We start from the raw sequence: 6166 nt of genomic DNA on the forward strand, positions 1-6166 counted from the left end.
CACCGTCGTCCCATCGAGCTGCAACAATGTCCCCCCGTCAAAGGGCAGTCGGAGCCCCGGGCGGCGTACGAAGACGTCCGCCCGGGCCCGTGAACGGCGTACGAAGGGACAACGCGAACACATGAGCGCGTCAGGCGGCACCAAGGCGATCGTCGCGGCACTCGCCGCCAACGCCGCGATCGCGGTAGCGAAGTTCGTGGCGTTCCTCTTCAGCGGCTCCTCGTCGATGCTCGCCGAATCGGTGCACTCCGTGGCCGACTCCGGCAACCAGGCCCTGCTGCTGGTCGGCGGCAAGCGGGCGCAGCGGCAGGCCACCCCGCAACACCCCTTCGGCTACGGCCGCGAGCGTTACATCTACGCCTTCCTCGTCTCCATCGTGCTGTTCTCGCTCGGTGGCATGTTCGCCCTCTACGAGGGCTACGAGAAGATCAAGAACCCGCACGAGCTCGAGCACTGGTACTGGCCGGTCGGCGTCCTCGTCTTCGCGATCATCGCCGAGGCATTCTCCTTCCGCACCGCCATCAAGGAGTCCAACGCCCTGCGCGGCAAGCGCTCCTGGAAGGAGTTCGTCCGACACGCCAAGGCCCCCGAGCTGCCGGTCGTCCTGCTGGAGGACCTTGGCGCCCTCGTCGGTCTCGTCCTCGCCCTCGGCGGTGTCGGGCTCGCCCTGCTGACCGGCGACAGCGTCTGGGACGGCATCGGCACCCTCTGCATCGGCGTCCTGCTCGTCCTGATCGCGCTGGTCCTCGCCGTCGAGACGAAGTCGCTGCTGCTCGGCGAGGCCGCGGGCGCCGAGGAGACCCGGAAGATCGAGGCAGCCGTCGTCGACGGCGCCACCGTCACCCGCGTCATCCACATGCGCACCCTCCACATCGGCCCCGAGGAACTCCTGGTCGCCGCGAAGATCGCCGTACGGCACGACGACACGGCCGCGGAGGTCGCCGCCGCCATCGACGCCGCCGAGTCCCGCATCCGCGAAGCCGTCCCGATCGCCCGCGTGATCTACCTGGAGCCCGACATCTACAGCGAGGCCGAATCAGCCAAGGGCGCCGACGCCGAGGCCACCCCCGGCGGCCCGGTCCGGACGGACCACTGATCCCGGCCCGGCCGTCCGCGCTCGGCGTTCGACGTGATGTGTTCGGTGACTCACTGGGGACGACCGGGCCCGTCGGTGTAGCTTGGGACGGAGCCAGACGTCGCTGCTGATGGCGGTCGGGCGGTCCCTGCGGACCGGCCGAGGGAGAGAGGGCCTCCGACGGACTGCGCTGCGCCGCACGCGGGCATGCCTGTGTCCTCCTCGGGCACTCCTGTGTCCGCCGCCGCGCAGACCAGCCGTACCCACCTCGACCCACACCCCGAGGAGCAGCTCTCCATGACGACTGTCGACAACCGACAGGACTTCAAGGTCGCCGACCTCTCCCTGGCCGCTTTCGGCCGCAAGGAGATCACCCTCGCCGAGCACGAGATGCCCGGTCTGATGGCGATCCGCAAGGAGTACGCCGAGGCGCAGCCCCTGGCCGGCGCCCGTGTCACCGGCTCCCTGCACATGACGGTGCAGACCGCCGTCCTCATCGAGACCCTGACCGCCCTCGGCGCCCAGGTCCGCTGGGCGTCCTGCAACATCTTCTCCACCCAGGACCACGCCGCGGCCGCCATCGCCGTCGGCCCGAACGGCACGCCCGAGAACCCGCAGGGCGTCCCGGTCTTCGCCTGGAAGGGCGAGACGCTGGAGGAGTACTGGTGGTGCACGGAGCAGGCGCTGTCCTGGCCGGACACCCCCACCGGCGGCCCGAACATGATCCTGGACGACGGTGGTGACGCCACCCTCCTGGTCCACAAGGGCGTCGAGTACGAGAAGGACGGCAAGGTCCCCTCGCCCGACACCGCCGAGTCCGACGAGCACCGCGTCATCCTCGAACTCCTCACCCGCACGGTGGCCGAGTCGCCGCAGAAGTGGACCCAGCTGGCGTCCGAGATCCGCGGCGTGACCGAGGAGACCACCACCGGCGTCCACCGCCTGTACGAGATGCACCGCGACGGCACCCTGCTGTTCCCGGCGATCAACGTGAACGACGCCGTCACCAAGTCGAAGTTCGACAACAAGTACGGCTGCCGCCACTCCCTGATCGACGGCATCAACCGCGCCACCGACACCCTGATCGGCGGCAAGACCGCCGTCGTCTGCGGCTACGGCGACGTCGGCAAGGGCTGCGCGGAGTCCCTCCGGGGCCAGGGCGCCCGTGTGATCATCACCGAGATCGACCCGATCTGCGCCCTGCAGGCGGCGATGGACGGCTACCAGGTCACGACGCTGGACGAGGTCGTCGACAAGGCCGACATCTTCGTCACCACGACCGGCAACAAGGACATCATCATGGCCGCCGACATGGCCAAGATGAAGCACCAGGCCATCGTCGGCAACATCGGCCACTTCGACAACGAGATCGACATGGCCGGCCTCGCCCAGATCCCCGGCATCGTCAAGGACGAGGTCAAGCCGCAGGTCCACACCTGGACCTTCCCCGACGGGAAGGTGCTCATCGTCCTCTCCGAGGGCCGCCTGCTGAACCTGGGCAACGCCACCGGTCACCCGTCGTTCGTGATGTCCAACTCCTTCGCGGACCAGACCCTGGCCCAGATCGAGCTGTTCACCAAGCCCGACGCGTACCCGACCGGCGTCTACGTGCTGCCCAAGCACCTGGACGAGAAGGTCGCCCGCCTGCACCTCGACGCGCTCGGCGTGAAGCTGACCACGCTCCGCCCCGAGCAGGCCGAGTACATCGGTGTGACGGTCGAGGGCCCGTACAAGTCGGACCACTACCGCTACTGAGCCCCGCACCCGCCCCGGGGAGCGCACCGGTCCACCGGCGCGCTCCCCGGCAGCGGACCCATCCGGGACAGGCCCCCGCACCCCCGTGTCGGGGGCCTGCTCCATGGGCCGGCAGGCGACCGGTCCAGCCCGTCAAGATCCAGGACCTCCATGCCCCGCGGCCGTTATTCGCTCCACGATCCGCACGATCACACCCCTCTCGCCGAAGAGCACTTCCAGTGCGCCACCGGCCCCTCCGGCTGGCGCTACGTCTCCCAGCTCACCGCCCCTTCCGGCGATCACCTGGGCTCGGTCGACCTCGCCCTCGACGAACTCGGCCGCCCCGTCCGACTCGAACTGCACGCCGCGAGCTGGCAGGTCCGCGGTGCCGCTCTCGACGGCGTCACCTGGGTCCGTACCGACCCGACCGGAACCCACGCCACCGAAGGCAATGTGCGCGCCCACGCCTTCACCGGCTCGTCCCCGGCGTTCCTCGTCGCCACCGCCCGTCTGCTGCGCCTCACCCCCTCCGCGTCAGCCACCCGCGTACGCCTCGTCGCCCTCACCGATCCGGTGCTCGCCCCGCGCACCGTGGACCAGTCCTGGGCCTTGGTGGGAAGAGAAGCACACGCCACTGACAACGGACCCCTGACCGTGGACGAATACCAGGTCACAGCCCTGGACACCGGCGAGCAGCACACCGTGCACCTCGCCGGGGACGTGGTCCTAGCGGCCCCCGGCATCGAACTCGAGGACCTCGAATCGCCGCCCTCGGTCTTCGACTGACCGAAGACGCGAGCGACCGAGCCGCCACCGGCCTACGCCGGTGGCACGAACCCGGTCGAGGGGCCCTCGGCCGGCGGCGAGGCGGGCGAGGCAGGCGTGGGGGGCACGGCGGGAGCGGACGGGTACGGGTACGGGGACGGGGACGGCGGAGCCGCGTGGTGCGCGGGTGGTGCGTACGCACCCACCGAGCCGTACGCACCCACCGGGCCGACGGCCCCGACCGGCCCGCCCCCCGCGGCCGTGGCCTGTCCGAAGGCACGCCGTACCTCCCGGGCCTGCCGCTCCTGTACCACCGCCGCCAGATACGCCGCCGCCGGCACGCCCTGCGGCACCGGTGCTCCGGTCCGGTCCGCCAGATCCGCCGCCAACCGCTCCGCCATCGTCCGGCCCACCTGCGGGTCCAGCTGCCGCATCCGCGTCAGGTACTGGCGGACGGCGAGCCACAGACCGTCGGGCACCGCGGACAGGTCGAGCCCGGAGAAACGACCGGCCAGCCAGGGCGGAGGCGGCGGGACGAACCCCATCGGCCCGACCGGCAGTCTTTCCCGCACGACCAGGGTCCCCGCGAAGACATCTCCGAGCCGCCGCCCCCGCGACGACGCCAGCGAGGCGATGCACGCGATGACGCCCATCGTCATGAGGATCTCGATCACACCGATCAAGCCCCGCACCAACGCGTGCCGGAAGCGGATCGGCCCACCGTCGTCCCGTACGACCCGCAGCCCGCACGCCATCTTCCCGAGCGACCGCCCGTGACTGAGCGTCTCGACCGCGATCGGCCCGCCCACCAGCAACAACACGAACATCGCGATGGAGATCGCGGTCTGCGCCGCCTCGTCCAGGGAGGCCGTGGCGGCCACCAGTGCGATCGTCGCCACGACGTACACCGTCAAGGCCACGGCCAGGTCGAGCAGCACGGCCAGTGCCCTGCTGGGCACCTTCGCGGGGCGCAACTCCAGCGCCACCGCCTCGCCCGTCACCAGCTCACTCATGTCCGCACGTCCTTCCCCTGGCCTGCCCCGAACACCGCCAGTCTGCCAAGCTGATGACACATCGCACCGCGGTGCGACCAGCTGATCATGTCGTACGACTCATGCCGTACGCCCCATGAGGCCGGCCCGCACGACCGACGACGAGCCTTCGGCCCAGAGCCGACGAACAGCCGAGGAGCAGGCACACCGATGGACCTCGACGTCTTCGTCTCCGCCCACCGCGCGGAGTGGGACCGCCTCGACACCCTGCTCCGGCGCCAGCGCCGCCTGACCGGCGCCGAGGCCGACGAACTCGTCGTGCTCTACCAGCGCACGGCCACCCACTTGTCGCTGATCCAGTCCGCGGCTCCCGACCCGCAGCTCACCGGCAGGCTCAGCCAGCTGGTGGCACGCGCGCGTGGCGCAGTGACAGGAGCCCGCCGCGCATCCTGGCGGGACGTCACACACTTCCTCGCCCACAGCTTCCCGGCCGCCGTCTACCGAGCGCGCCACTGGTGGGTGCCCACCGCACTGCTCTCCACCGCCGTCGCGGCCCTCCTCGGCTGGTGGATAGGTACCCACCCCGAGGTCCAGGCGTCCATCGCCGCCCCCAGTGAACTGCGCGAGCTCACCCGCCCCGGCGGCCAGTACGAGACGTACTACTCCAGCAACCCCGCGGCTTCCTTCGCCGCCCAGGTCTGGACGAACAACGCGTGGGCCGCCGCCCTCTGTCTGATCCTGGGCGTCTTCCTGGGCCTGCCGGTGATCTGGATCCTCTTCCAGAACATGCTCAACCTGGGCATCGGCTTCGGCCTGATGGCCTCCGCCGGCCGGCTCGACACCTTCCTCGGTCTCGTGCTGCCCCACGGTCTCCTGGAACTGACCGCGGTCTTCGTCGCCGCCGGCACCGGTCTGCGCCTCGGCTGGACCCTCATCGACCCCGGTCCGCGGCCCCGACGCAGGGCTCTCGCGGAGGAGGGCCGAGCAGCACTGGCCATGGCGATAGGCCTCGCGCTGGTCCTCTTCGTCTCCGGCGCGATCGAAGGCTTCGTCACGCCCTCGGGCCTTCCCACCTGGGCCCGCATCAGCATCGGAGTCGTCGCGGAGCTGCTCTTCCTCGTCTACGTCTATGTCGTGGGCGGACGTGCGGCGCGTGCCGGGGACACCGGTGACCTGGAGGCCGCCGAGCGCAGCGCGGTCGTGCCCACGGCCGCCTGATGTGCGGACCGGTCGGCTGAGCTGCTAGTCTCCTCTTCGCCCCACAGGAGCCGTTGACACGGACCGTGTGGGGAGGTAGATTCGAACAGTTGCCTGGAGCGGGATCCTTGGATCCGCGGCGGCAGCGGTGAGCATCTGACTGCTTCTCGATACTTCAAACTTTCGACGAAGCCCCTCCCGATGAATCGGAAAGCTACGGCCGGTCAATCCGGCGCGAAACTTCTGATAAAGTCGGAGCCGCCGGAAAGGGAAACGCGAAAAGCGGACACCCGGAAGGCGAAACCCCGAGGAAATCGGATCGGAAAGATCTGATAGAGTCGGAAACGCAAGACCGAAGGGAAGCGCCCGGAGGAAAACCCGCGAGGGTGAGTACGAAGGAAGC

Annotated in this window: 5 protein-coding genes; 4 read left to right on the forward strand and 1 reads right to left on the reverse strand. The window is 70.0% G+C overall.

The features are described 5' to 3' along the window. Positions 1-121 precede the first annotated feature (121 nt). The 3 genes from JL475_RS30540 to JL475_RS30550 all read left to right on the forward strand — a co-directional run bounded on the left by JL475_RS30540 (position 122) and on the right by JL475_RS30550 (position 3595). The gene (locus tag JL475_RS30540; RefSeq protein WP_202281235.1) at positions 122-1096 is read left to right on the forward strand and encodes a cation diffusion facilitator family transporter; all 975 of its coding nucleotides are present in this window, start codon (positions 122-124) and stop codon (positions 1094-1096) included. A 276-nt stretch (positions 1097-1372) separates the two neighbouring features. Next, entirely contained in the window at positions 1373-2830 is a 1458-nt protein-coding gene (gene ahcY / locus JL475_RS30545) for an adenosylhomocysteinase (protein WP_202281237.1), read from the forward strand. Positions 2831-2980: 150 nt separating this feature from the next. Beyond that, complete coding sequence (locus JL475_RS30550) at positions 2981-3595, forward strand: hypothetical protein (RefSeq protein ID WP_202281239.1); 615 nt, start codon at positions 2981-2983, stop codon at positions 3593-3595. 32 nt (positions 3596-3627) lie between these two features. On the opposite strand, the gene JL475_RS30555 is transcribed toward JL475_RS30550, so the two are convergent. After that, positions 3628-4587, reverse strand: coding sequence for an RDD family protein (locus JL475_RS30555; protein ID WP_202281241.1), 960 nt, complete (start codon positions 4585-4587; stop codon positions 3628-3630). A gap of 189 nt (positions 4588-4776) precedes the next feature. Here JL475_RS30555 and JL475_RS30560 point away from each other — a divergent pair, with 189 nt between their 5' ends. Continuing rightward, a complete protein-coding gene (locus JL475_RS30560) occupies positions 4777-5784 on the forward strand; it encodes a stage II sporulation protein M (RefSeq protein WP_202281243.1) in 1008 nt (335 codons plus the stop codon). The last annotated feature ends 382 nt before the right edge of the window (positions 5785-6166 follow it).

Origin of the sequence: Streptomyces sp. M2CJ-2 (assembly GCF_016757295.1) — a bacterium.
Lineage (GTDB): Bacteria > Actinomycetota > Actinomycetes > Streptomycetales > Streptomycetaceae > Streptomyces.

Coding starts and splice junctions, on each gene's coding strand:
- JL475_RS30540 (WP_202281235.1), top strand. CDS start 122: ATGAGCGCGTCAGGCGGCACCAAGGCGATCGTCGCGGCACTCGCCGCC.
- ahcY (WP_202281237.1), top strand. CDS start 1,373: ATGACGACTGTCGACAACCGACAGGACTTCAAGGTCGCCGACCTCTCC.
- JL475_RS30550 (WP_202281239.1), top strand. CDS start 2,981: ATGCCCCGCGGCCGTTATTCGCTCCACGATCCGCACGATCACACCCCT.
- JL475_RS30555 (WP_202281241.1), bottom strand. CDS start 4,587: ATGAGTGAGCTGGTGACGGGCGAGGCGGTGGCGCTGGAGTTGCGCCCC.
- JL475_RS30560 (WP_202281243.1), top strand. CDS start 4,777: ATGGACCTCGACGTCTTCGTCTCCGCCCACCGCGCGGAGTGGGACCGC.